Raw genomic sequence first — 24,333 nt, forward strand, 5'->3', positions numbered from 1 at the left:
ATAAACTCGTAATTTGGTTAGCAAAAAAGGTGTTGATAAACTTGACGAATTTAATCACCTGCTTTTTTCTGATAAATTGTTAACTATTGAAGGACTAAAATAGGTGCGCAATGAATATTAACTCACCGTTATTGAGAAAATTTATAACGCTTGGCCGCATTGATGCCGATACCGTAAAAGCAAAGCAGCAAGAGTTTGCCTCAACCGCTGAGCTTATATCTAAGTGTGGAAAAATAGACAGCAACGACTTAGCTGAGCAATGTATAGACCTATTCCGTGTACCGTATTTTGATTTAAAAGACTTCGACCCTGCACAAATCCCCGAAGACTTAGTTAAAGAAAAGCTAATACGTAAACACCACATTTTACCGCTGGTTCAAAAAGGCAGAAAAGTATACATTGCCGCCTCCGATCCGACCGACTACGGCGCCTTTGAAAACTTTGAATTTAGCACCGGCTTATCGTGCGAAATAGTCGTGGTTGATTACATTCAACTGGATAATAAAATTGAGCAACTTCTTGATGCCGCAGGCAGCTTAGATTTAAGCGCTGATGAATTTAAAGAATTTGCCGACTTAGATAGTGAAGGCCCTAAAGAGACCACACCTAAAGATGATGATAAAGACGATGCGCCCATCATTGTTTATATTAATAAAATTTTAATGGATGCCATTAAAAAAGGCGCCTCCGATTTACACTTTGAACCTTACGAGCATAAATACCGCATTCGCTTTCGTATTGATGGTATTTTGCATGAAGTTGCCAACCCTCCCAATACTTTAGCGAGTAAGCTATCGGCGCGTATCAAAGTCATGTCGCGCCTTGATATTGCAGAAAAACGTAAACCACAAGATGGCCGTATTAAATTAAAGATTACCGAGCGAAAAAGCATCGATTTTCGTGTAAGTACCATGCCTACGTTATGGGGCGAAAAAATAGTAATGCGTATCCTTGATTCATCAAGCGCTATGCTAGGTATTGATGTATTAGGTTACGAAGAGGATCAGAAAAAGCTTTATATGGATGCGCTTGGGCAACCACAAGGCATGATACTTGTGACCGGCCCAACGGGCTCTGGTAAAACCGTATCGCTTTATACCGGTTTAAATATACTTAACCAGCCAGAGCGTAACATTAGTACCGCCGAGGATCCGGTTGAGATAAACCTTGAAGGGGTTAACCAAGTACAAATTAACCCTAAAGCCGAAATGACTTTTGCTAACGCCCTGCGTGCATTTTTACGTCAAGATCCAGATGTAGTGATGGTAGGTGAAATACGTGACCTAGAAACCGCAGAAATTTCAATTAAAGCGGCGCAAACGGGTCACTTAGTGTTATCTACACTACATACCAACTCAGCGCCCGAAACCATAACGCGTTTATTAAATATGGGCGTGCCTGCGTATAACGTGGCAAGCTCTATAAGTTTGATTATTGCCCAGCGCTTAGCTAGGCGTTTATGCCCTAAGTGTAAAACCCCTGAAACACTGCCAGCAGAGGAGTTGGCTCGTCAAGGATTTAGCACAACACAAATTGAAGATATGACACTATACGCACCCAAAGGCTGCGAAAATTGCACCGATGGTTACAAAGGCCGAGTGGGTATTTACGAAGTAATGCAAATTACTCCTGAAATTGCACAAATTATTATGCGCGGTGGCAACTCGCTCGAAATCGCAGAGGTATCGCTACAAGCTGGGTTTAATAACTTGCGATTATCGGGTTTACGAAAAGCCGCCGATGGTTTAACGTCTCTGGCTGAAATTAATCGCGTAACCAATATGTAAAAGTGATAGCCCTATTTAGGGCTAAAACACATTGTAGAGAGTAAAGTATGCCAACAATTGTTAACTGTCCAACCTGTAAAAACAAAGTTGAATGGTCACAGCAAAGCCCACATCGTCCTTTTTGTTCTAAGCGCTGTCAGCTTATTGATTTAGGTGAATGGTCTTTTGAGAACAATAAAATATCAACGCCTATTTCCTCGGCTAACCAAATTAGCCAAGATATGATTGAAGATATTGAAGAGATGATGGCTAAAAACGATGACGACTTTTTTAAATAAGCGTTTTTCACCCTCTTAAACGACAAAAGCCAGCATTAAGCTGGCTTTTTAGTGTTTAATTTATAAATTAATCTCTTTGCTTACGGTGTTTTTTACCCATACGCTTTTGCATTTTTGCAAACTTTTCTTGCTGCTCTGCGTTAAGTACCTGCATTACTTGATGCTGTGTTTTTAGCTTAATTAAGCCAAACTCAGTGCCTTTTTCGTGGCGTGCAGCTAATAGCTCTTTTGCAGCGTTTTCGTCAAATGTTGGTGCGCTAAGTAAAGCATCCATTTTCTCTTTTTGAGCCTTACGCTGTGCTTTACGGGCTTCTTTATCATCGCCGCGCAGTGCTTTCATCTGTGTTTTTTGCGCTTCAAAAATAGCTTCAAGCTTAGTTTGCTGTTCTTGCGTTAAATCAAGCTTGTCGGCACCGCGCTCAGATAATAAAAAACGCGCTTGAGAATGGCCTTGCTTATCGTGCATGCCGCCTTTTGCTAATACGCTACCGGCGCCAAGTGTAGCCGTTGCTAGACCACAAATAAGTACTAATTTTGAAAGTGTATTTACTTTAGTCATAATCATCACCTTAATATTGGATGGATTGAATTTGGTTGTGACTGCTAAGCCAGTAAGTTAACTATACATAACTCAACGCAAAGTAACGCAAAGCAGTGTAAAGGTTGTGTAAAGATTCACTTTTGCACAATTTAAGAAGTAAAATAACCATATAGAAATTGCCTAAGGGTTTGAAATGAAGCTATTAATGATTGATGACGACACAGGTTTGTGCGAACTACTTACTGAATATTTAGCCGCGCAAGGTTTTGACGTACAAAGCGTTCACGATGGCGAGCAAGGCTTAAAGCTTGCTCTATCAAATGACTACGCGCTGATATTGCTTGATGTCATGCTCCCCACCCTTGATGGCTTTGAAGTACTTAAACAACTTAGGCAAACAAAGCTAACACCGGTTATTATGCTCACTGCAAAAGGCGAAGACTTTGATCGCATTTTTGGCTTAGAGCTTGGCGCAGACGATTACATACCCAAACCCTTTAATCACCGCGAGTTACTTGCCCGAGTAAAAGCCATTACCCGCCGTATAGAGCACATAAATAGCCTAAACGTTGCAACGCCTAGCAAAATGAATATAAATGGCATTACGGTTAATTTGGCAGCCCGAGAAGCCGCTATTAACGAGCACACCCTCACGCTTACTGGCACAGAGTACGAAGTACTGGTGTTATTAATTAAAAATGCCGGCGAAGTTGTCAGTAAAGAGCAAATAAGTGAAGAAGTATTAGGCAGGCGCTTAGCTTCATTCGACCGCTCAATTGATATGCACGTTAGCAATATTCGTAAAAAAATAGCTGAGCATATTCAAGGCGAGCGAATAAAAACAATGCGAGGAACAGGTTATGTCTTCATCCAAGGTGAGTGATAAACATTACTTTGCATGGCTAAAGCACCCTCGACATTATTTATTTTTTAAAATATTTATTTGGTTTTGGCTAACAATAACGGGCACGGTGGCTGCGCTTATATTTTTAAGCAACATTACGGCAATTAATGCAGTAAGCACCGAGCCTTTGCGTGGGCCAATGAAAAAAAACCTAATTTATACTGCCAAAAGCATTGAGCGAAGCGCCACTAAGCACAAGCGCACCCTTGCTGATGTTTTGTCGCACCCTAGGCTTTCAAAACGAAAAATTTTATTTTTAGGCGCAGCACAACCCGAAGACGCATTAAGCAATAAAGAGATCCCCGCTGAAATAGATTTAAACTTACTTAGCTTTAGTCAAAACTTGGCACCACAGGTCATTTTCACCGAAAAATACCAAGCTTTCGGCCCTGTTAATATTAGCGTGCCAGAGGGGCAGTTTTACCTCTACGAAATAGACATTAACCACCAACCTCCTTTGCTCATGCGCTTTAAGTTAATGCCGAATTGGATGAAAGTACTCGTGGCTATTTTTGCCTCTTTAATCCTGAGTTTTATTTTTAGTCGCAATTTAATCGCCCCAATTAACAGCCTTAAAAAAGCAGCTATAAAGCTTTCATCAGGCGATTTATCAGCGCGAGTTGCCATACCTGCAAGCAGAAAAGACGAGTTAGGAGTACTTGGGCGCGACTTTAACAGCATGGCTAATCAGCTTGAGCAACTTATTAGTGCTCAAAAGCGCTTACTGGCTGATATATCTCATGAGTTACGCTCCCCGCTTACGCGTTTAAAAATGGCAACAGGCCTTGCACAAATGCAAGCCAACGAAGCAAGCCAATCGTATTTATTACGTATAGAAAAAGAAGCAAACCAGCTTGATAAAATGATTGCTGACGTGCTGCAAGTGTCGCGTTTAGAAGCGCAAAGCCAAACACTGTCACTGCAAAAGCAATCGTTAAAAGATATAGTAGAGCACGTATTAAACGATGCGCAGTTTGAAGCCAAGCAAAATACTAAAACACTTACTTTTAGTGGCAATGCCGATGTAATGCTAAGCTGCGATGAATCATTAATTGCGAGCGCACTCGAAAACCTATTACGTAACGCAATAAAATACGCGCACAGCAACATTAGCTTTAACGTACACTATAACAACCAAATCTATATAGAGATTTGCGACGATGGCCCTGGCGTTCCAAATGAGCAACTTAGCAAGCTTTGTGAGCCCTTTTTTAGGCAATCAGACGCTCGCGACAGAGTAAGTGGCGGCACAGGGCTTGGCTTAGCTATCGCTAAAAATGCTATTATTGCCCACGGCGGTAGTTTAGCGCTATCTAATAAAGAAAAAGGCGGGCTTTGTGCCAATATCACCCTGCCACTAATTAAAGAGTAAGCATGTTTTACAGTACCGAATCAGCGCTTGAAAGTAACCAAGCACGCATTAATCACTTTTACGAAAATGTACTTAATAAAAACTATTTTAATGCATCTGAAGGTAAACTGTTTTTTGCTTACGCAGTGCCAGAAACAGCTAACACTGCCATAGTAATTAGCTCTGGGCGCATAGAAGGGCTTGAAAAATACAAAGAGCTACTGTGGGAGCTTTATACTAATAACTATGCGGTATTTATAGCCGACCACCAAGGGCAAGGCCGCTCGTATCGACCGTTAAAAAATAAGCACAAGGGGTATGTAAAACGCTTTAGTGATTACAGTGCCGACTTAGATTTATTTAACCAACATATTGTAAATAAGCACTGGCAAGGCAAAAAAATATTATTAGCCCACTCTATGGGCGGCGCTATAGCGTACGATTATTTTGCAAATTACTCGCATACTTTCAGCGGTGCGTTTTTATCTGCGCCCATGTTTGATATTTACACTAAAGGTATTCCTAAACCAGTAGCTAAATTTATAGCCAGCGCCGCCACAAAGCTCGGTTTTGGCTACAGTTATGCGCTAGGGCAAAACGATTACAACCCAGAAGAATTTGCGCTTAATACTTTAACCAGCAGCCAAGTGCGGTACAACCTCTTTAGGCTCACTTATCAACAACAGCCACTTTTACAGTTAGGCGGCGTTACATATGGTTGGTTAAATGCAAGCTTTGCTTTTATGTCTGCCGTGGATACCCACACAATCAACCTCCCTATTTTTATTGCCAGCGCACAAAACGATGAAGTGGTTGATAACAACGCGCAACAAAAGCTCGTAAATAGGCTCCCTAATGCCGAGCTGAAAAGCTTTGCAGGGGCTAAGCACGAGTTATTGTTTGAACGCGACGAAATTAGAAAACCTGTGCTTATGCGCTTGTATCAGTTTTGTTCTTCGTTTGATACTTAGGTACCACCGAAAGCGGATCTAGATGAATTAAAATATCAACCTCAGAGTCAAAGCGCTCGGCAAGCGCCTTTTCTACATCGTCAGCCACATTGTGGGCACGTATTAAACTTAAATGATCATCAAGCTCTAAGTGCATTTGCATAAACTTAATTTTACCGCCTTGGCGAGTGCGGATATCATGTACACCGTGTACATCTTTATGTGCGTTAGCAATATCTAAAATACTTTGTTTTTCATCATCTGGGAGTTCTTTATCCATTAGATGATCGGCACTCTCACACGCAATATCCCAACTGTTATAAAGTAAGTAACCGGCAACGCCTATGGCAAACAGCGGATCTGCGTATAACACCCCATAGTACGAGAGCAAAATAGCAAGTAATACCGCGGCATTTAAAATTAAATCCCCTTTGTAATGCACCGAGTCTGCTTTAATAGCGATGGATTCGGTATGCTTAACCACTTTGATCTGAAAAAACACAATCACTAACGTACAAGCAATAGCAAATATACTCACCCACACACCCAACAGTGAATGACTAAGCACAATTGGGTTAAATAATCGCTCAATACCGTGAAACGCCAATAAGCACCCCGACCCTGCTATAAACGCAGCCTGACCAAGTCCGGCTAGGGCTTCTGCTTTGCCATGGCCAAAGCGGTGATCGTCATCTGCTGGGCGCAGTGCATACCCTAGCACTAAAAAGCTCATGGCCGTGGCGGTAATATCCATTAATGAGTCGGTTAATGAGCCAAGCATAGAAGCTGAACCCGATGCCAACCACGCCCAGGTTTTAGCGGCTATCATTAAGCTAACCATAACCATGGTAACTATGCTTGATGTTTTAACCCAAAATTCGTAACTACGGTGATGCACGTTAATATTCACTACTTGCGGTATTCAATGGCGCGAGTATATCATTTTTTTTACCGGTTTCGTGTATACTGCCACTCGTCAAATTATAGATTAATAGAAAGGCGCATTATGCTGGATATCGTTTTATATCAACCTGAAATTCCACCAAATACAGGAAATATCATACGCTTGTGTGCAAACACAGGTTACTCATTGCATTTAATTGAGCCATTAGGTTTTGAGTGGGACGATAAGCGAGTAAAACGTGCCGGGCTAGATTACCACGAGTTTAGTAACGTACAGCGCCATGCCTCGTTTGAAGCCTACCTTGAAAAGTGCCAACCTAAAAAAGTGTATGCATGCACCACTAAAGGCAGCCAGTTTCATCACGAAGCCAGTTATGAAGCAGGTGATTGCTTGGTGTTTGGGCCAGAAACTCGCGGCCTCCCCGATGAGATGATTCAAGCGCTACCTAACGATCAGCGTGTGCGCATTCCTATGCAGCCCAATAGCCGTAGTATGAACCTATCTAACGCTGTGGCGGTATTTGTTTATGAATCATGGCGCCAGCTAGGCTTTCCTAACGCGCAATAAGCACCTTGTACCAAACAATAAAAAAACCGACATAGCGTCGGTTTTTTTAATAGCAAAGCATGTTCATGCTTTTAATAAAGTGGGCATTATATGCTCACTTTATTCAGCGCGCTGCTCTCGGCCTAATAGTGCCATGGCGGCTTCTTTCATATCTTTATTTTCATAAAGTACTTTATAAATTTGCTCAGTAATAGGCATTTCTACACCGGCGCGTTGTGCTAATAAATACACTTCTTTTGTGTTTCTAAAGCCTTCAACAACTTGCCCGATGGACTCAATAGCAGCATCAACCCCTTCACCTTTACCTAATGCCAAACCAAAGCGACGGTTGCGCGATTGATTGTCGGTACATGTTAAGATTAAATCGCCAAGTCCGGCCATACCCATAAAGGTTTCTTGCTTTGCACCTAAGGCACACCCTAAGCGCGTTAGCTCAGCTAAGCCGCGAGTGATCAGTGCAGTACGTGCATTAGCACCAAAGCCCACCCCATCAGACATACCAGCACCAATGGCTATTACGTTTTTAACCGCGCCACCTAACTGAATGCCAATAAAGTCATCGTTGTTATACACGCGGAACGAGCGCCCACAATGGAGTAAATCTGCAAGTTGTTGCGCAAACTCCGTTGAGGTAGACGACACCGATATCGCAGTAGGTAGCCCCATTGCCATTTCTTTTGCAAAGGTTGGGCCTGATAAAACCGCAAGCGGCATCTCATCACCTAGTTCCTGCAGGGCAACCTCTTGTAACAAGCGACCAGTATTTGGCTCAAGCCCTTTTGTTGCCCACGCAACTTGCGCACCTTCAACCAGCGCAGGTTTAATTTGCTGCAATGTATCTGCAAAGGCATGGCTTGGCACAACCACAAGTACAATGGCACTGCTGGCTACGGCTTGTTGTAAATCGGCTTGTAATAAAAGAGTGTCGGGGAATGGTACATCAGGAAGGTAACGTTGATTTTTCCGCTCAGCTGCAAGCGTGGCAACGTCGTCGCTATTGCGACCCCAAAGTGTCACTTGGTGACCATTTCGGGCTAAGCAAATAGCAAGAGCGGTGCCGTAAGACCCCGCTCCTAATACAGTAACAGCTGAAGTTGCTGTACTCATAAATTATGCGTCTGCTGAAACCTGCTCAGCTTGCGCAGTACGTTGTTGCATGTATTGTGCAAATAACGCATCAAAGTTCACTGGCGCAAGGTTAAGCTGTGGGAAAGTACCACGGTTAACAAGATTAGATACGGCTTCACGCGCGTATGGGAATAACACGTTAGGGCAGTATGCACCTAGCATATGTGCTAGTTGTACTTCTTCAAGCTCACCAACTGTAAAAATACCGGCTTGCTGAATTTCACATAAAAACGCAGTTTCTTCACCAATAGAAGCAGTAACCGTTAGTGCTAAAACCACTTCAAACACACCTTCGTCTAGCTTATTAGAGCGCGTGTCTAGGTCTAGCTTAACTTCTGGCGTCCATTCTTTTTGAAAAATCGCAGGCGAGTTAGGCGTTTCAAACGATACATCTTTAGTGTAAATACGTTGAATAGTAAATTGTGCGCCACCTTCTTGTGCTGCTGCGTTTTGATTTTCTTCGTTCATTGTGCTTCCTACGTGTTAGTTTTTATAATTAAAATTAAGCATTTAGCTTAGCGTCAAGTTTACCTTGCGCTTCAATAGCCATCATGTCGTCGCAGCCACCGATATGTTCATCATTAATAAAAATTTGCGGTACTGTGCTTGCACCACCTGCTTTAGCAATCATTTCATCGCGAAGCTCTGGTTGAACACCAATATCAATATTTGTGTACTCAACGCCTTTACTGTTTAAAAGTGCAAGAGCACGTTGGCAAAATGGACAGTACGCTTTGGTGTATAAAACAACATTACTCATAATAAATCCTCTATCGGTACTACTAAACTGATTAGCGACCTGTTGTAGTTGGAAGGCTGGCAGATTGCCACGACCCCATACCACCTGATAATACATAAACCGATTCAAAGCCTGCTTTATGCATTGCATTAGCAATACCTTGAGCAGTCATGCCTGTGGCACATACTAGTATAATGGGTTTGCTCTTGTGCTTTTCAAGGCTTGAAAAGTCAGATTGTTTTGCTTTTTCAGGGCTTAAGTGTTCAGCACCTGCAATACGACCTGCGTTAAATTCTTTTTGAGCACGAATATCAACTACTTTGCCATCTTCACGATTAATAAGAAGTGTTAATTGCTGTGGGTTTATTTCTCTCACTGCTGAAAACTTACTCTTTATCCAGCCGCTTACAATAAGGAATACAATACCAACCCAAGCTAGGCTTAAAATAGGATGATTTGTAATAAATTCAATATATTGTTCCATTCTACTTCCACTATGAAATTATGTTCTAAACCTAAGGCGTGTTGGCCTTTGTGGATTGAAATTTATTCAATCTAGGGGCGATTAAATCGCGGCGCGAGATTTGTAACCTAGTGGGCTAAGTAAAAACCGAGCAACAAAGAGGTAATAGTCCCTAGAAAAAACCCAACGGGCAGCGCATGTTTGGTATTTATGCTACGTTATCGCCTATTTATGGGGAATAACCACACTTCATAGGCTCTGCCTTACCTAAAAACCAAACATACTGCTGTAAATTCAGCCACCAAAGTGCAACACGCCCTAATATTCTAGGTATTTTGTACTTTAGCCACGCAAGTATACCCAAACCAAGTTAAAATGCGAGTTTGCTGCGCTTTAAAAACACATAAAGCACCCCATATATGAAAGTAAGTAAAAAATTTAATATCTTGTTCTCAGTGCTGATTCTGGCGCTAAAACACGGTATGCTAAAACTAACCAGATAACCTTTCGGCGCACAGTACCCATCAACAGGTGCTAATTTTCAGGAGCTATTATGACAGAGCATAAAAAACCACTGGTATTAATGATTTTAGACGGTTGGGGATACCGCGAAGATGAGCAAAGCAATGCGATTCTTGCAGCCAACACCCCCGTTTTAGACAACCTATGGGCAACCCGTCCACGCACATTAATTTCAGGCTCAGGTTTAGATGTAGGCTTACCTGAAGGGCAAATGGGTAACTCAGAAGTAGGCCATGTAAATTTAGGTGCTGGTCGTGTTGTTTATCAAGACTTTACTCGCATTACCAAAGCAATCAACGATGGCGAATTTGACTCAACTCCTGCACTTGTTGAAAACATCGATAAAGCAGTCGCTGCAGGCAAAGCCGTGCATATTATGGGTTTATTAAGCCCAGGTGGTGTTCACAGCCACGAAGATCATATTGTCGCAAGTATTCAATTAGCCGCTAAACGCGGTGCAAAAGAAGTATATTTTCATGGCTTTTTAGATGGTCGTGATACACCACCACGCAGTGCTAAAGCATCAATAGAGCGTATAGAAGCCTTATTTGCCGAGCTAAATTGTGGCCGCTTAGCGTCTCTTGTGGGCCGTTATTACGCCATGGACAGAGACAACCGTTGGAACCGTGTAGAAAAAGCCTACAATGTAATGGCATTAGGTGAAGGCGAGTTTAATTATGCTGATGGTGTGTCGGCATTAGAAGCCGCCTATGAGCGCGACGAAAACGATGAGTTTGTAGCACCAACCACCATTACGCCACAAGGCACTGAAGCAGCACAAATTAATGATGGCGACACCATCATCTTTGCTAATTTTAGAGCCGACCGTGCCCGTGAAATCACCCGTGCCTTTGTAGAGCAAGACTTCGATGGGTTCGAAAAGAAAAAATCACCACAGTTAAGCGCATTTGTAATGATGACAGAATACTCAGCCGATATTGATGCCCCTGTCGCATTTGGCCCTACGCCATTGGTAAACGTATTAGGTGAATGGCTTGAAAAAAATGGCAAAACGCAGCTACGTATTTCTGAAACAGAAAAATACGCTCATGTTACGTTTTTCTTTAGTGGCGGACGCGAAGATGAATTTGAAGGCGAATCACGCGAATTAATCCCTTCTCCACAGGTTGCCACTTACGACCTTCAGCCAGAAATGAATTCAGAAATGCTAACCGACAAACTTATTGAAGCTATTAAAAGCGGTAAGTTTGATGCCATTATTTGTAATTACCCGAATGGCGATATGGTGGGTCACTCTGGTGTGTTTGAAGCCGCGGTTAAAGCCTGTGAAGCTGTTGATGCATGTATAGGCCGCGTGGTAGAAGCGCTAGATGAGTTTGGCGGTGAAGCACTTATCACAGCCGATCACGGTAATGCAGAGCAAATGGCAAATACTGCCACGGGCCAAGCTCATACCGCTCACACTAGCGAGCCAGTGCCATTTATTTATGTAGGACGCGATGCAACGCCAAGTGAAGGCAAAGCATTAAGTGATGTAGCACCTACTATGCTACACCTCATGGGCATGGAGCAACCAAGCGAAATGACCGGTACGCCAATCATGACGTTGAAATAAAACATGAGCAAACCAGTAAATTGGTTTAGTGTTTATACATTTGTATTGGTTTCGTTAGTGGTTGCACCTGCAACCGCTAACGAAAACCGCACTAAAAAAGACCTATCTGAAGTGCAATCTGCATTAGAACAAAGCCAAGCAGAGTACAACGCACAGCGAAAAAAAATTGCCGCACTGCAAAAAAACTTAAAAAAACACGAGTTAGAAATAGCTAAAAATGCCAAAGCCCTCAATATGGCTGAGCAATCAGTAAAAGAAACCGAGCAAAAACAACAAGCACAGCAACAAAAAGCACAGCAATTAAAAGCGCAACACGTGCAATTTCAAGCCATTTTAGCGGCCCAGCTAAAAAGTGCTTACATGGCTGGGGGCGACGACTACCCCAAAATGCTTTTAAACCAACAAGACACAGCTAAATTTGAGCGTACCTTAAGCTATTACAACTATTTAAATAAAGCGCGCATAGAGCAAATTGAAGAGCTTAAAGTACTACAACAACAAATTGCAGAAAACCAAGCCGCACTTGCCAAAACCAAACAAAAATTAGCCGCCTTATTTGAAGAACAAAAAAGACGCCAAAGCGCGCTAGTAAACGCCCAAAGCGAGCGCCAAACTAATCTTAAAAACTTACAAGCACAGCTCAATAGCACTAAAAGCTCGATTAATTACTTAAAAGACAACGAGCAAACATTAATCACCACCATTGAAGAACTTGAGCAAGAGAAGACTCAAAAAATTGAATTACTCGGCCTTAATAAAAGTAAAGGCAAGCTTAATTGGCCCAGCAAAGGAAAGCTAAAACACACATTTGGTCAGCGCAAACATGGCGGCATAGACTGGAAAGGCGTGTTAATTGGTGCAAAAGAAGGCACTAATGTAAACAGTATTAATAATGGCCAAGTTGTTTTTGCTGATTGGCTTAAAGGCTTTGGCTGGGTTATTGTGGTTGATCATGGTGAGGGCTTTATGAGCCTATACGGCCATGCGCAAACATTATTAAAAGATGTGGGCGACATGGTTCGAGAAGGCGAAACGCTGGCATTAGTAGGTCAAAGCGGCGGACAATCGAGTTCTGGTCTATACTTTGAAATACGCCACAAAGGACGCGCAGTAAATCCTGTTAAATGGTGCAGACGTATTTAAGTGAATAAAACAGCTGCACCGCATTAGGAGCAGCTGATGACTCAAAAAATACCACAAACACGCTCATTTCCCTCTTCCCGTACGCGCTATTCGTTTTTATTGTGCGCATTAACCTGTATTGCTATTTTTTGTTTTAGCAATTCATTACTTGCCAGCTCAGTTAAAGATCTTAAAAGTCAGCAAATTTCTGAAATACTCTTCAACATTAAAGCCTATTATGTTGATGACTTATCACTGACAAAAGGTGCACAGGGTGCCTTTAATAATCAGCAAGTAGAAATTTTACTCGACCAGCTAGACCCTTATTCTAAATACCTCAATGAAAATGACTTAGACGCTTTATTTAATAATACAAATGGCCATTACACTGGCGTGGGCATTGAAGTGAAAGACATTGACAGTGACATTACTATTGTTGGTGTTGTTAAAAACTCCCCAGCCAAAAAGGCCGGTATTTTAGCGGGCGATATTATTGTTAGTGTTAATGATATAAACACGCAAACAGGTAGCTTAGAGCAAGTAGCTGCGTTGATAAAAGATACCCGCTTTAACGCGGTTAAACTAACAATAAAGCGCGCAGGGCAGCAGCAACCAATTAGCTTTGCGGTAAACCGCAAAGAAATAAACTTAGAAAGCGCCACTAGCCAATTACTCGACTCAGGCACTGGGTATTTAGCCATAAATAACTTTTCTAATCACACCTTACATGAAGTGGCGCTGCAGGTAGCTGCACTTAAAAATGATTATCGCACGCCCCTTAAAGGGTTAGTTATTGATTTACGTGACAACCCAGGTGGTACTTTACAAAGCGCAGTGGCGGTAGCGGATCTATTTTTACAAAGCGGCACTATCGTCACCACTAAAGGGCGCTATTACGACGCTAACCAAGCCTACTACGCTAAACGAGGCGACATACTTAAAGGCTTGCCTATTGTGGTGCTTATTAATGAAAATTCGGCCTCTGCGGCTGAAATACTCGCCGCTGCTTTAAAAGATAATAAGCGTGCTACAGTGGTTGGTAATCAGTCTTATGGCAAAGGATCGGTGCAATCTTTGATCCCACTTGGTGATGGTAATACAGCGCTAAAATTAACAACTGCTAAGTACTTTACACCTGCGGGCGTATCGATTGAAGGCGTAGGAGTTACCCCCGATGTAGCAATTGCGCAAGCAACCCTTCCACAATCAAATAAAGCCGTTATAATAAAAAATGAGCAGAACAAAAATGCACCACAATTTGAACATGAAATACTGGGCGACTTACAGTTAGTAAAAGCTAAGCAATTACTTAGCATGCAATAGTAAATAATCTGAACTCTAGGTAAGCGATTTAATAACAGAATAAATATTAACACTATTAGATTCTGCTATTCTCTAGCTATAAGTTTTAAGTAAATTCAACGCAGTTAGCGCTAAAAATAGCTGCTGAGATAGCTTTATTACCCGGCGCTGAGATTAAATACTCTTAATAAATTAAAAAGATAATAAAAACTATAAACGTGAAAATAATAAAATGGCTGTTGTTGGCTATCTGCTTTGTATCTAGCACTACTTGGGCAAAGCAAATAGCCATCGTAATTGATGATATTGGCTATCATCAGCGAGATTTAGAATTTCTTTCCTTACCAGGGCAATTGTCGTATTCAATTTTGCCCCACACACCCTACTCTCAAATTTTTGCCACACTTGCCAGCCAAGCAAATAAAGAGCTTTTATTGCATGTACCTATGCAAGCCTTAAACGGTAAAGCACTCGGCCCTGGCGGGCTCACCGTAAATATGGATAAAGAACAGCTACAAAAAACTTTAGGCACTGCATTGGCAAGCTTACCGCAAGTAAAAGGGGTTAATAACCATATGGGGTCGGCACTCACTCAACAAAGCCAAGCCATGAAGTGGACTATGGAAGTACTTAAAAAACGTAATTTATTCTTTTTAGATAGCCGTACTACCGACTTAAGCCAAGCGCAAAATGCAGCAAATTTTATCGGGGTTGAAAATATTGGCCGCCATGTGTTTTTAGACAATATAACCACGCATGAGCAACTGCAGCAAAGGCTGGATGAGCTAAAATATAAAGCGACTAAACATCACTTTGCCATAGCGATTGCCCACCCCTACCCAGAAACAATCGACTTTTTACGCCAAGCGCTACCTGAGCTCACCGAGCAAGGCTTTGAGTTAGTTCCGGTATCGCAACTAGTGCATAAAAAATACATACAATTAGCACAGGCGCAAGGTAAAGGAATCAACGCTAGGTAGCTTTAAGCGGTGTTTTAAGTATATTTAAGCCATACAACTAAGCTGACAAAAGCAATATTAAATAGCTAAAACGTTGATTAAAATACTTATAGCCACAAAGCAAAAGCCCCGCATATTAATGCAGGGCTTTTTAAGTTTTACATTTTTTGCGCTATTAGCTCATAGCACTTTGCAGCTTTTTCATCGCTGTTTTTTCTAGCTGGCGAACACGCTCAGCAGATACACTGTATTTTTCAGCAAGCTCTTGTAGTGTTGCTTTGTCATCAGACAACCAGCGTGCACTAACAATGTCTTGTGAGCGTTCGTCTAGCGTTTTAAGCGCGCTAAATAATCGAGTATGTGACTGCTCTTGCCATTGTTGCTGCTCAATATCGTCAGCTAAATCAGCTGAGCCGTCTGTTAAATATTGTACTGGTGAATATGTACTTGTTGGTGCGTCGTCGTTATCGTCGCCCGTTAAGTCAAAGCCCATGTCTTGGCCGCTCATGCGCGATTCCATTTCACGAACTTCTTTTTCACTCACACCTAGCTCATTCGCTACAGTGCTTACTTCAGCTTGGTTAAACCAACCTAAACGTTTTTTGTTTTTACGAAGATTAAAAAACAATTTACGTTGCGCTTTAGTGGTCGCAACTTTTACGATGCGCCAGTTTTTAAGCACAAACTCATGAATTTCTGCTTTAATCCAATGTACAGCGAAAGACACTAAACGTACACCCACACTCGGGTCGAAACGCTTAACCGCTTTCATCAGGCCTATATTGCCCTCTTGGATTAAATCGGCTTGCGGTAAACCATAACCCGAGTAGCTTTTAGCAATATGTGCTACAAAGCGTAAATGCGACATAATGAGTTGCTTTGCAGCACTAAGATCGCCTTCTTCTTGAAGTCGTGTTGCTAGCTCTTTCTCTTGCTCAGCTTTAAGCATAGGAATTGTGCTAACCGCTTGAAGGTAGCCGTCCATACTTGCGCTTTGTTGCCCAACTGTAAGTGCCATTGCGTATAAATCTTTACTCATTTTTCACCTCGGTGATAAACATTTGAAACCATCTTAGCACTCTTTCTCTAAGAGTGCTAACCCCAATTTAAAACTTTTTTTAAGCGTAAATCAAGCGGTTTTTTAGTGTATGTTAAGTCTACTACATGCGACTGAATAAGTGATGAACTAAGGGATTGCAAGAGATTAGCGCAAGCGTAACAGCGCATTTACAACTAATCTCATTTGAGGATAATAATATACAAACATGACATTTTTGAGTCAGTCATTAGCAGCCGTACTTATACTTTATCAGGCTCAATTTCTTTAATATATCGGTTTACCGATAAGTAAGAACCAATAAAGCCTAAGCTGGTTGCTAGTAATACTAATGCGCCAAACTCATTAAGCGTTAAACCAATTAACGAAAAGCTTGTTTGATACACGCCTGCAACGCTGCTTACTGCGCTAGTTAACCACCACATCATTAAGGCAATACAAATAAATGCAAACAAGCCCCCTATAACGCCATACCAAATGCCGGTCCACAAAAACGGAGCGTGTATAAACGTATTGGTAGCACCTACTAACTTCATTACTTGTATTTCTTCTTTTTTATCCATAATCGATAAACGAATCGTATTACCAATAATAAGCGTGACAGAGGTAAGAAGTAATAAAGCAATTGTGATAACGCTTTCTTTTAATAAGTCTAATAATGCATTTAGGCGCTCAAGCCAAGCAATATCAAGCTTACCAAAATCTACTTCGCGCTCGTTCTCAAGCTTTGTAAGCAGCGCTTTAGCCGCATTAGGCTGGCGATGCCGCTTAGTAGGTGTCACTAATACAACATCGGGTAGTGGGTTGCTATCTAGGTATTCTAAAGCTTGCCCAAACCCCGACACATCTTTAAATTCAGTTAATGCTTGCTGCTTAGAAATAAATTCAACACTTTCTACCTCGGCGTAAAGTGCTAAACGCTTTACTAAGGTTTGTGTTTCTTGTTCGCTCATACTTTCTTTTACAAAAAGCGATATTTCACTGGCTTCTTCAAACCCGCTACTGACTTGCTGTACATTTTTTACGACTAAATAAAGCGTTGCAGGCAATGTTAAACTTAGCCCAAGTACAGCAATTGTCATTAATGATGCAAGTGGCGTACGCCACATTTCACCTAAACTGTGCACCCCTTGGCGAAAAATATTTATAATAAAAAAATAACCGCCAGCTATGGCTGATTTTTTTTGTTTATCGTTTGAGTTTTGGCGTCCTTTAAATAACAAGCTCACAGCGTGCCCTCCGCAAGTGGGTCTTCAAGCATACGGCCATCTTTTAAAGTCAGGCTACGGTATTTTAAACGCGACACTAGGCCAAGGTCATGTGTTGCTATAAGTACTGTCGTACCGTGTTTATTAAAATCTTCAAATAGCCTTAATATTTCCATAGAGAGCTCGGGGTCAAGGTTACCCGTTGGTTCATCAGCTAATAAAATAGGCGGAGAGTTTACAATCGCTCTGGCAATACCTACGCGTTGCTGCTCACCACCTGAGAGTGTAGAAGGATGACATTTAACTTTATCTAACAGCCCTACTTTATCTAGCGCACCATGAACTCGTTTAGCGATTTGTTTATGATGAGTGCCTTCAATAATCAACGGCAGTGCAACGTTATCAAACACAGTGTAACGCTCTAACAAACGATGATTTTGAAAAATAATACCAATATCGCGGCGTGCATAAGGAATTTGCCGAGAATTAACTTTATTTAAATCAACACCATTAATTAGCACGTTGCCTGCTGAGGGGCGCTCCATTAAGCTAATGAGCTTTAATAAGGTACTTTTACCCGCACCACTGTGGCCTGTTAAAAAAGCCAGTTCGCCAGGCTTAATATGAAATGTAACTTTTTCGAGAGCGCGATGCCCACCCGGATAGGTTTTACTTACTTGCTGAAAATTTATCATTTTTTATTATGCCAGTCCCAAATTAGTAAAATGGAATTCCTTAGCTAGGGCCTGTTGACCTTTCAGGATTGAAATTTGCTCTGCCTAGAGACTATTTAATCGCGGCGCAAGGTTTATAGCCCAGAGGGCTAAGTAAAACCGAGCAATAAAAAGTAAATAGCCCAAAGGGCAGCGCATGTTTAATCTCAAAAGATAAACAGACCAAAAAAGGGAGCAAGCTCCCTTTTATGTATTAAGCGTCATCCTCATCTTGGCTAAATAAAGCGTCAATAAAGTCATCGCTTTTAAATGCGCGTAAATCATCAATACCTTCGCCAACACCAATGTAACGAATAGGAATATTAAACTTATCTGCAACCGCAAATATAACCCCACCTTTAGCAGTACCATCAAGTTTTGAGAGGGTAATACCGGTTAAACCAACACATTGATTAAATAAGTTTACTTGGCTAATTGCATTTTGACCTGTACCCGCATCAATGGTTAGCATAACTTCATGCGGTGCATCAGGGTCAATTTTCTTCATTACGCGGGCTATTTTTTCCAGCTCTTGCATTAAGTTGTCTTTATTTTGCAAGCGCCCTGCTGTATCGGCAATTAATACATCTACATTACGCGCTTTAGCGGATTGAAATGCATCAAACACCACCGAGGCACTATCTGCACCAGTGTGCTGGGCAATAACAGGAATGCTGTTACGATCTCCCCACACTTGCAGCTGCTCTACGGCTGCTGCACGAAAGGTATCACCTGCGGCCAACATAACCGACTTACCTTCATTTTGAAATTGCTTAGCTAACTTACCAATGGTTGTCGTTTTACCTACACCGTTTACACCGACCATTAATATAACAAATGGTTTTTTATCAGCACGTATCTCAAGCGGTTGCTCAGCTGTTTTAAGCATTGCGGCCATTTCTTGCTTCATTAATTCATAAAGCGCATCGCCATCTTTAAGCTGCTTGCGATTGGCGGCATCAGTAAGGCTATCAATCAGCTTCATGGTGGTATCAACACCTAAATCGGCGGTAAGAAGCTGTGTTTCTAAATCTTCAAATAAATCATCGTCTATTTTTTTACCACTAAAAATAGAAGCAAAGCCAGAACCTATATTTACACGGGTTTTTAATAACCCTTTTTTAAGACGTGAAAAAAAGCCTTCTTTTTTAGGCTTTTCGGCAAGTTTAGCTTCTTCTTTTGCAAGCTCTGCCGTAATGCGCTCTTGCTCTAAACGATCAGCTTCGGCCTCTGCTGCAATACGTTCTTGCTCTGCACGTTCAGCTTCTGCCTGTTCTTGTGCAATACGCTCTTGTTCTAAGCGTTCAGCCTCTGCTTGCTCTGCTGCAATACGCTCTTGTTCTAAGCGCTCAGCTTCTGCTTGCTCGGCGGCAATTCGCTGTTGCTCTAAACGCTCGGCCTCTGCTTGCTCTGCTGCAATACGCTCTTGCTCTACACGTTCAGCTTCTGCTTGCTCTGCAGCAATTCGCTGTTGCTCTAAACGCTCAGCTTCTGCTTCTGCAGCAATACGTTCTTGCTCTGCGCGTTCAGATTCTGCCTGTTCTTGTGCAATACGCTCTTGTTCTAAGCGTTCAGCTTCTTCTTGTTCTGCTGCAATACGTTCTTGCTCTAAACGTTCAGCTTCTGCTTGCTCTGCTGCAATTCGCTGTTGCTCTAAACGTTCAGCTTCTGCTTGCTCTGCTGCAATTCGCTGTTGCTCTAAACGCTCAGCTTCTGCTTGTTCTGCTGCAATACGCTGTTGCTCTACACGTTCAGCTTCTGCCTGTTCTTGTGCAATACGCTCTTGTTCTACACGTTCAGCTTCTGCTTGCTCTGCGGCAATTCGCTGTTGCTCTACACGTTCAGCTTCTGCTTTTTCTGCTGCAACACGCTCTTGCTCTAAACGCATTTTCGCTTCTTGCTCTACTAAACGAGCGGCTTGTGCTTGTTGTTGCACCTGTGCTTCAGCTTGCTCTTTCGCAAGTAACTCAGCGTTGGCTTTTTCAATTGCTAATTTTTCATCTTGCTCAGCTTGCTCGCGCTCTGTGTCTAAACGTTGTTGCTCAGCTCGCTGTGCAGCCATGCGCTCTTGCTCTAAACGCATTTGCGCTTCTTGCTCAGCTAAACGCGCAGCTTGTGCTTGTTGTTGCGCCTGTGCTTCGGCTTGCTCTTTTGCAAGCAACTCTGCATTAGCCTTTTCAATTGCTAAACGCTCTGCTTGTGCTTTTTCAGCAGCAATACGCGCTTGTTCTTCACGCTCTGCTTCGGCCTTTTCTGCCGCTAAGCGCTCAGCTTCTTGTTGCTGAGCTAATGCCTGTTGTTTATCAGCTTCTGCTTGTTTTTTATCTGACTTACCAAAACCGAGCCAAGACATGAATTTACTTTTTTTTGCCATACTTGCTAATAACCACTTATAAAAATCTGATAAACTAAAATTTGAAATAGCTTGGTGTGGCTCAGCAAAGCGTGCCGGCCAAACAACCGTTCAAAACGTAAGTGCTAAATAGTAACACTTTTAATGCGGTTGAAAAATGAAGCTAAACGTAAACTACGCACAATATTATCTGAGCTAGATCCCTTATACCATTTTTTAGTGACCTAAATGAGAAAAAAAACAACGATAAATAAAGCAATTAGCAAATCTACTGACGGCTTTATTAGAGTAATCAGCGGGCAATTTCGTGGCCGTAAACTGCCGGTAAAAAATGTAGAAGGGCTACGCCCAACAACAGACCGCATTAAAGAAACCGTGTTTAATTGGTTAATGCAAGATACGCGCGATGCAACAGTACTCGATTGCTTTGCAGGCTCTGGCGGGCTTGGCTTTGAAGCGCTGTCTCGGTTTGCTAAAAGCACCACGTTTATCGAACTAGATGCCTCGGCTGCTAAGCAAATTGAGCAAAACATTAATACTTTAAAGCTTGAAAATGCACAGGTAAAACACACTAATTCACTCTCATATTTAGAGCAAAAGAATACAAATTCACCATTTAATTTAGTTTTTGTTGACCCACCATTTCGTAAAAACTTAGCGCAAAGTAGCTGTGATTTATTAGAAAATAACCAATGGCTTAGCGAAGACGCGCTCATTTACGTTGAGGTAGAAACCGAACTAAGCAGCTTTTCACAACCAGATAACTGGCTGTTAATTAAAGAAAAAAAAGCAGGGCAAGTATTCTGTAGGCTATACCAACGCCTGCCAAATTAACACTATTTAAGCCGCTGCATTTCTGTTAATATTATCCTTTACATGTGGTGTTGCTTCGGATTACAATACCGCACCATTTTTGAACCACTTGATCAATGTTTGATCAACTTGAGCAACGCTCATAATTTAGGTAGGTGAATTTTTAATGCCAGTAATTAAAGTAAGAGAGAACGAACCGTTTGACGTAGCACTTCGTCGCTTCAAGCGTTCATGTGAAAAAGCAGGTATCCTTTCAGAAGTTCGTCGTCGCGAGCACTATGAAAAGCCAACAGCTGAGCGTAAGCGTAAAAAAGCTGCAGCGGTTAAGCGTCACATGAAGAAGCTTTCTCGCGATAACGCACGTCGCGTTAAATTATACTAATAGTATTAGGTCTTGTATAAATGAGCCTTTTAATAACGCTAAAAGATGCGCAAAAAGATGCGATGAGAGCGAAAGACAAACAACGTCTTAACCCTATTCGCATGGTGCTTGCCGCAATCAAGCAACGTGAGATTGACGAGCAAATAACACTAGACGACGCAGGTATTACCTCCGTTATAGTGAAGCTTGTTAAACAACGTCGTGATTCTTACACTCAGTACAAAGATGCTGGGCGTGAAGATTTAGCCGAAATTGAAGCCAATGAGATCGCAGCACTAGAAACTTTTTTACCTCAACAATTGAGTGAAGAAGAAATAGTTGCCCTTATTGATGCGGCTATTGCTGATACTAATGCAGCAGGTATGCAAGACATGGGTAAAGTAATGGGCATAATCAAAAGCAAAGCCGAAGGACGTGCCGATATGGGCAAGCTTTCTGGTTTAATTAAGCAACGATTAACAGCCTAATACTCCCACATACACAAAGTATGATTAAAGCAAACCGAGCCTAGTGCTCGGTTTCTTCGTTTGAGTAGACAAACAAAACGCTTTTAAGTAATGCTCGTGCATGTAATTAAGTGATTTATTGTGTAACTACAAAAGCGCATCGAGGGCTGGGTAAAATGGGTTATTTAGGGCTATCACTTACTGCGCCTGCACTGCTCTACCTTCAATATCCTAGCTTTGTATGCTGTTAGCGTCAGGTTTAGCACCTGAAAATGATTAAGTATTATTGCCCATGGATATAATGTAACTTTTTAGCTTACCGATACCCCTTTTATAAATGCGCGCATTGTGTTGAAATTACACCTCACCAATTGTTAGGACTACTTACAAAACATGGCTGGAAAGATCCCACGAAATTTTATTGACGATTTACTCGCCAGAACAGATATTGTAGAGCTAATAGACTCTAAAGTTGGTCTTAAAAAAGCAGGTAAAGACTACCAAGCTTGCTGCCCTTTCCATAACGAAAAATCCCCCTCGTTTACTGTTTCTCAAGATAAACAGTTTTACCACTGCTTTGGCTGTGGTGCTAATGGCAACGCTATTTCGTTTGTTATGGAATACGACAAGCTTGAATTTGTTGATGCTATAGAAGAGCTCGCAAGCCTTTTAAATTTAGACGTACCTCGCGAGAAAGGCAGTAGCTCAGCACCTGAGCGCACGGCAGCGCAAAAGCGCTCAGATTACGATTTAATGTTACACACAGCACGCTTTTACCAGCATCAATTAAAGCACCACAGTAACTCTGCTGCGGTGATTGACTATGTAAAAGGGCGTGGTTTAAGTGGCGAAACCGTTAAAAAGTTTATGATTGGTTATGCGCCGAGCGAATGGGAAGCGCTGTGCCAACAACTTGGCCGAACAAAAGAGCAAAAAGAACAGCTGGTCGAGCTTAAGCTCGCCTCCGAAAAAACACCAGGTAGGCAGTTTGATTTTTTCCGCGATCGGTTAATGTTCCCTATTCGTGATAAACGTGGCCGTGTTATTGCCTTTGGCGGGCGTGTAATGCAAGCCGACCAAGGGCCTAAATACCTCAACTCACCAGAGACCCGCATTTTTCATAAAGGCTTTGAGCTATATGGTCTTTATGAGGCAAAACAAGCACATAAAAAGCTTGAGCATGTACTTATTGTAGAAGGTTACATGGATGTAGTTGCACTTGCAGAGCAAGGTATTGAATATGCCGTAGCTGCGCTTGGTACCGCAACAACAAGCGAGCATATGCATACGCTATTTAGAACCACCGACAAAGTTATTTGTTGTTACGATGGCGACAGAGCGGGCCGCGACGCTGCATGGCGAGCACTAGAAAATGCCCTGCCCTACTTAAACGATGGCAAAGCATTACACTTTGTATTTTTACCTGACGGCGAAGACCCCGATTCACTGGTTCAGCAAGAAGGTAAAACACAGTTTGAGCAACGCTTAAGCCAAGCAGATGATTTTACCAAAGTGTTATTTAATAAGCTTAGCCAAGAAGTAGACCTAACACTCGACTCAGGCAAAGCGAAGCTATTAAGTGCCGCTTTGCCTTTAATTGAAAAAATTCCGAGTGAATTTTACCAAGAAAATATTTTAGAGCAGTTAGGGCGATTAATTGGCCGTACGCGTGAGCAGCTAAATAGCCGCTTAAAAACACCAAAGCAACAACACGCTGTTGAGCGAAAATTTAAAATTACCCCAATGCGCCAAGCTATTGGTATTTTAATTCAGCACCCACAGTTAGCTAAAAGTGTGCCCCATTTGCCAGAATTGGCGCAAATGAACATAGCGGGTATTGGTTTGCTACTGCGCTTACAAGAGCGCGCACTGCAAAAAGACAATGCGAACACAGCAGTTTTACTCGAATCATTTAGAGATTCCGAGGATTACGAACCGCTAGTAAAGCTTGCCACATGGCAGCACCAAATTAGTGATGAGCGTTTAGAGACTGTTTTTCAAAATACTTTTAAATTTATTGAAGATCAGTGTTTAAATTATCGACTAGAGACCCTATTAATAAAGGACAAGACACAGGGCTTATCAAGTGATGAAAAACTAGAATGTCATTTACTTATGACAGCGCTAAAAGCGAGTAACAGCTAGTCAGACTTGATTTAAACTGTTATACTGTGCTATTCACTGCGTCACATTATTAAAGTTAGTTAAAAGGCTAACTCTATGATGACGCCTGTTGTATCAACTTATCAGAGTGGAAGAAACAATCTC

Annotated in this window: 24 protein-coding genes; 14 read left to right on the top strand and 10 right to left on the bottom strand. The window is 41.9% G+C overall.

Annotated elements, in window-relative coordinates; translation table 11 throughout:
- Positions 1–110 precede the first annotated feature (110 nt).
- Together pilB and yacG are read left to right on the top strand one after the other, a co-directional pair.
- Positions 111–1,787, top strand: a complete 1,677-nt coding sequence (gene pilB / locus PSH48_RS12405) for a type IV-A pilus assembly ATPase PilB (protein WP_029773362.1) — start codon at positions 111–113, stop codon at positions 1,785–1,787.
- A gap of 47 nt (positions 1,788–1,834) precedes the next feature.
- Entirely contained in the window at positions 1,835–2,065 is a 231-nt protein-coding gene (yacG, locus tag PSH48_RS12410) for a DNA gyrase inhibitor YacG (protein WP_004588606.1), read from the top strand.
- A 67-nt stretch (positions 2,066–2,132) separates the two neighbouring features.
- Here yacG and PSH48_RS12415 read toward each other — a convergent pair whose 3' ends face one another.
- Positions 2,133–2,624 carry a Spy/CpxP family protein refolding chaperone gene (locus PSH48_RS12415; protein WP_004588607.1) on the bottom strand — a complete coding sequence of 164 codons (492 nt, stop codon included), beginning with the start codon at positions 2,622–2,624 and terminating at the stop codon, positions 2,133–2,135.
- Positions 2,625–2,799: 175 nt separating this feature from the next.
- Here PSH48_RS12415 and PSH48_RS12420 point away from each other — a divergent pair, with 175 nt between their 5' ends.
- The 3 genes from PSH48_RS12420 to PSH48_RS12430 are packed head-to-tail and all read left to right on the top strand — an operon-like array spanning position 2,800 to position 5,832.
- Positions 2,800–3,489 (top strand): response regulator, encoded by a 690-nt coding sequence (locus tag PSH48_RS12420; RefSeq protein ID WP_004588608.1) that lies wholly within the window; start codon positions 2,800–2,802, stop codon positions 3,487–3,489.
- Positions 3,467–4,882, top strand: a complete 1,416-nt coding sequence (locus PSH48_RS12425; RefSeq protein ID WP_256846210.1) for an ATP-binding protein — start codon at positions 3,467–3,469, stop codon at positions 4,880–4,882. Before PSH48_RS12420 ends, PSH48_RS12425 begins: the two co-directional genes overlap by 23 nt.
- A gap of 2 nt (positions 4,883–4,884) precedes the next feature.
- Complete coding sequence (locus PSH48_RS12430; RefSeq protein WP_096740204.1) at positions 4,885–5,832, top strand: alpha/beta fold hydrolase; 948 nt, start codon at positions 4,885–4,887, stop codon at positions 5,830–5,832.
- Here the strand turns inward: PSH48_RS12430 and PSH48_RS12435 are convergent.
- Positions 5,792–6,709, bottom strand: a complete 918-nt coding sequence (locus PSH48_RS12435; protein WP_029773365.1) for a cation diffusion facilitator family transporter — start codon at positions 6,707–6,709, stop codon at positions 5,792–5,794. The genes PSH48_RS12430 and PSH48_RS12435 overlap by 41 nt on opposite strands.
- A gap of 108 nt (positions 6,710–6,817) precedes the next feature.
- Here PSH48_RS12435 and trmL point away from each other — a divergent pair, with 108 nt between their 5' ends.
- On the top strand, positions 6,818–7,282 hold the full coding sequence (gene trmL / locus PSH48_RS12440) for a tRNA (uridine(34)/cytosine(34)/5-carboxymethylaminomethyluridine(34)-2'-O)-methyltransferase TrmL (RefSeq protein ID WP_029773366.1): 465 nt from the start codon (positions 6,818–6,820) through the stop codon (positions 7,280–7,282).
- Between the two features lie 99 nt (positions 7,283–7,381).
- Here trmL and gpsA read toward each other — a convergent pair whose 3' ends face one another.
- Genes gpsA through PSH48_RS12460 form a run of 4 tightly spaced genes read right to left on the bottom strand, consistent with a single transcriptional unit; the run spans position 7,382 to position 9,633 of the window.
- Positions 7,382–8,389, bottom strand: coding sequence for an NAD(P)H-dependent glycerol-3-phosphate dehydrogenase (gene gpsA, locus PSH48_RS12445; protein WP_024031407.1), 1,008 nt, complete (start codon positions 8,387–8,389; stop codon positions 7,382–7,384).
- Between the two features lie 3 nt (positions 8,390–8,392).
- Positions 8,393–8,878, bottom strand: a complete 486-nt coding sequence (gene secB, locus PSH48_RS12450; protein ID WP_004588614.1) for a protein-export chaperone SecB — start codon at positions 8,876–8,878, stop codon at positions 8,393–8,395.
- Positions 8,879–8,912: 34 nt separating this feature from the next.
- Entirely contained in the window at positions 8,913–9,170 is a 258-nt protein-coding gene (gene grxC / locus PSH48_RS12455) for a glutaredoxin 3 (RefSeq protein WP_004588615.1), read from the bottom strand.
- A gap of 31 nt (positions 9,171–9,201) precedes the next feature.
- On the bottom strand, positions 9,202–9,633 hold the full coding sequence (locus tag PSH48_RS12460; protein WP_273611675.1) for a rhodanese-like domain-containing protein: 432 nt from the start codon (positions 9,631–9,633) through the stop codon (positions 9,202–9,204).
- A 532-nt stretch (positions 9,634–10,165) separates the two neighbouring features.
- Between PSH48_RS12460 and gpmM the strand changes: the two genes are divergently transcribed.
- The 4 genes from gpmM to PSH48_RS12480 all read left to right on the top strand — a co-directional run bounded on the left by gpmM (position 10,166) and on the right by PSH48_RS12480 (position 15,114).
- Complete coding sequence (gpmM, locus tag PSH48_RS12465; RefSeq protein ID WP_273611676.1) at positions 10,166–11,710, top strand: 2,3-bisphosphoglycerate-independent phosphoglycerate mutase; 1,545 nt, start codon at positions 10,166–10,168, stop codon at positions 11,708–11,710.
- 3 nt (positions 11,711–11,713) lie between these two features.
- Positions 11,714–12,853 (top strand): murein hydrolase activator EnvC family protein, encoded by a 1,140-nt coding sequence (locus PSH48_RS12470; protein WP_121638022.1) that lies wholly within the window; start codon positions 11,714–11,716, stop codon positions 12,851–12,853.
- Between the two features lie 36 nt (positions 12,854–12,889).
- On the top strand, positions 12,890–14,155 hold the full coding sequence (locus PSH48_RS12475; RefSeq protein ID WP_121638023.1) for a S41 family peptidase: 1,266 nt from the start codon (positions 12,890–12,892) through the stop codon (positions 14,153–14,155).
- 197 nt (positions 14,156–14,352) lie between these two features.
- The gene (locus tag PSH48_RS12480; protein ID WP_273611677.1) at positions 14,353–15,114 is read left to right on the top strand and encodes a divergent polysaccharide deacetylase family protein; all 762 of its coding nucleotides are present in this window, start codon (positions 14,353–14,355) and stop codon (positions 15,112–15,114) included.
- 154 nt (positions 15,115–15,268) lie between these two features.
- On the opposite strand, the gene rpoH is transcribed toward PSH48_RS12480, so the two are convergent.
- The 4 genes from rpoH to ftsY form a co-directional block, all read right to left on the bottom strand.
- A complete protein-coding gene (gene rpoH, locus PSH48_RS12485) occupies positions 15,269–16,132 on the bottom strand; it encodes an RNA polymerase sigma factor RpoH (RefSeq protein WP_004588621.1) in 864 nt (287 codons plus the stop codon).
- A gap of 260 nt (positions 16,133–16,392) precedes the next feature.
- Positions 16,393–17,379, bottom strand: coding sequence for a permease-like cell division protein FtsX (gene ftsX, locus PSH48_RS12490; protein ID WP_004588622.1), 987 nt, complete (start codon positions 17,377–17,379; stop codon positions 16,393–16,395).
- On the bottom strand, positions 17,376–18,053 hold the full coding sequence (gene ftsE, locus PSH48_RS12495; protein WP_004588623.1) for a cell division ATP-binding protein FtsE: 678 nt from the start codon (positions 18,051–18,053) through the stop codon (positions 17,376–17,378). The genes ftsX and ftsE overlap by 4 nt, the downstream gene beginning before the upstream one ends.
- A gap of 232 nt (positions 18,054–18,285) precedes the next feature.
- A complete protein-coding gene (gene ftsY, locus PSH48_RS12500; protein WP_273611678.1) occupies positions 18,286–20,445 on the bottom strand; it encodes a signal recognition particle-docking protein FtsY in 2,160 nt (719 codons plus the stop codon).
- A 207-nt stretch (positions 20,446–20,652) separates the two neighbouring features.
- Here ftsY and rsmD point away from each other — a divergent pair, with 207 nt between their 5' ends.
- The 4 genes from rsmD (at position 20,653) to dnaG (ending at position 24,210) form a co-directional block, all read left to right on the top strand.
- Positions 20,653–21,258, top strand: coding sequence for a 16S rRNA (guanine(966)-N(2))-methyltransferase RsmD (gene rsmD, locus PSH48_RS12505; RefSeq protein WP_273611679.1), 606 nt, complete (start codon positions 20,653–20,655; stop codon positions 21,256–21,258).
- A gap of 145 nt (positions 21,259–21,403) precedes the next feature.
- Positions 21,404–21,619 (top strand): 30S ribosomal protein S21, encoded by a 216-nt coding sequence (gene rpsU / locus PSH48_RS12510; RefSeq protein ID WP_002957797.1) that lies wholly within the window; start codon positions 21,404–21,406, stop codon positions 21,617–21,619.
- A 20-nt stretch (positions 21,620–21,639) separates the two neighbouring features.
- Positions 21,640–22,086, top strand: coding sequence for a GatB/YqeY domain-containing protein (locus tag PSH48_RS12515; protein WP_004588626.1), 447 nt, complete (start codon positions 21,640–21,642; stop codon positions 22,084–22,086).
- Positions 22,087–22,458: 372 nt separating this feature from the next.
- A complete protein-coding gene (dnaG, locus tag PSH48_RS12520) occupies positions 22,459–24,210 on the top strand; it encodes a DNA primase (RefSeq protein WP_024031414.1) in 1,752 nt (583 codons plus the stop codon).
- Positions 24,211–24,333: the final 123 nt, after the last annotated feature.

Origin of the sequence: Pseudoalteromonas sp. Angola-4, assembly GCF_028599265.1 — a bacterium.
Classification (GTDB): Bacteria; Pseudomonadota; Gammaproteobacteria; order Enterobacterales; family Alteromonadaceae; genus Pseudoalteromonas; species Pseudoalteromonas atlantica.